At 46.8% G+C, this 1,881-nt stretch carries 1 protein-coding gene and 1 pseudogene; both read right to left on the minus strand.

Annotation, left to right across the window (positions count from 1 at the left end; translation table 11 throughout):
- Nucleotides 1–404: 404 nt before the first annotated feature.
- Entirely contained in the window at nucleotides 405–935 is a 531-nt protein-coding gene (locus tag AACW75_RS21755; RefSeq protein WP_102535440.1) for a hypothetical protein, read from the minus strand.
- An 83-nt stretch (nucleotides 936–1,018) separates the two neighbouring features.
- Nucleotides 1,019–1,881, minus strand: a pseudogene (locus AACW75_RS21760) (conjugal transfer mating-pair stabilization protein TraG); the annotation flags it as partial.

Genomic DNA, 1,881 nt, shown 5'->3' on the forward strand with positions numbered 1-1,881 from the left:
CTCTGCTGCATTAGAAAAAGGTATGGTAAAACTGTGAGCTTTGAGTGTCAGATTAGTTATATTTGGTCAAAATTCACCCGACTGAGAACGTAGGCTTTTTGGCGAAACTAATAATGGGGCAGAAATGAGCTAGAGCTACTACTCTAATGATTCATTAGAACAAATAGCAGCGTACCGATGCGATCGCTGCCATTTTAAGAGGATACTTTATTGCTTGCTACTCATGGAAACAGGAACGTAATACTTTCTTGGGCTATATAAGGGGTTAAAGGAACGTTTTTGTGCCCAAGCAGCGGCCAATGAATACCTAGTCTAGAATAAAGACATTTAACCCGTTTCTATTCTCTTGTACTGGCTTTGTTCCTGAAATTACATTCACTCTCGATGGATATCCTGTGCCGAGATTAATATTTCCAGCCGTTAAATTGTAACGATTTAGGGATAGGGCTGTAGCAAGGGTATTCGGTTTGTAAGCCGTAGTTAATAATCATTGAAATATCAACGCCGAAGGACCCTGCATAGTTTGCTCGTCTGAACTTCTGCGGATCGTTTTTGGCGGTTTTCTCAAGTACCATCCAGATCATATCTTCAAGGAACTCAGGGTGGCGCCTTGGATCGAGTGCCATGGTGTCGCGCATACAGAACCAGCTTCCACCACCTAGGCGTTTTTGATTATAGGCATTGTCAAAATACGCAGTATGCAAACCTTGTAGGTAGGCGTTTAAGCGTATGGACTCCACGGTGTCCGTCTCGTCAATGTGCTGCAAGAAGTAGGGCAGTTTGGTGATGTCTGCCATTGCTCTAGGGGCGCTAGATAATTTGGGGTTTTCGTACTGCTCGTGTATCTCACTCAGCAGTTGAGTGAGCTCAGGAGAGTGGGGTTGAGCTTGCACGCTCGCACAAGTAAGCAGTAGCAATGGTAAGACTGTTTTCATGGTCATTCTCCCTTTAGATACCTGATCATAATACCAGTATTTAGGCGGTGCATAAAGTTCTTTTTTATGCACCTAGTTAAGTATTATTCTTTCGAATTTTGTGTGTATCTTGGCACCGCAGGATAGGCTTGGTCGGAGGTGACGTATTCCGTCCTTTCGGGTCTAGTGATCTCCTTTTCTACCTGCGACTTGACTGTCATTTCAATCATCGGCTCAGGTTTGATGATGGGTTTCTGCGCTTCCTCTTGTTGAAGTTTTACATCATCGGTAACCCCATCAAAGCGCGCTTGATTAAACAGTCCGCCCGTTCCCTTGGTATGCAGCATCTCGGTGCGGGTGTGTGCCACGGTATCGACGGTACTAGCCCATCCTTTCTCCATCGTGTTGTTTTGCTCGGGTGTCAGTTCTGGTTGTTGGGTTGGGGTGGTGGTTTCATGCGCTTTCTCCATTGTTGCCACAATCTTCGCCGTGTCACCATCGAGTCCCGCCATGGTGGTGAACGCTTCAGTGCGTGTGTAGTCTTGCCATTGCTCTTTCGCCTCAGCAATATCTTCCGGTTGGTAAGCGGTCATTAGGCGTTGGACGTCTGGTTGGTTTAATCCTATGTCTTTTTCCAAGTAATTCTGGAAGCCTTGAATCGCGTTGGCCGTAAAGCTGGCACTGCCAGAGTTTAGGCGCGTTTGAGTATTCGACAGAGCATCTAAATCCGATTGGCTTTGCATGGCACTTACACCAAGAGATTTGGTGTTGCTGGCGTTAATCGCAAAGTCATGCGCAAACTGCTCAACCGACGTTCGGGTGTCTTTATTATCCACCTGTGTGCCGGCACTGGTCACGGCATTGGCCCCTTCGGTGTATTGCTGCGTGGCTTGCTCAAGCTGCTGCTTTTGCTCGGCATTCATATTGCTGTAAGCCGTACGTTCATCATCAGACCATTTCACGCCGC

Origin of the sequence: Vibrio sp. L3-7 (genome assembly GCF_963898195.1) — a bacterium.
GTDB lineage: Bacteria > Pseudomonadota > Gammaproteobacteria > Enterobacterales > Vibrionaceae > Vibrio > Vibrio echinoideorum.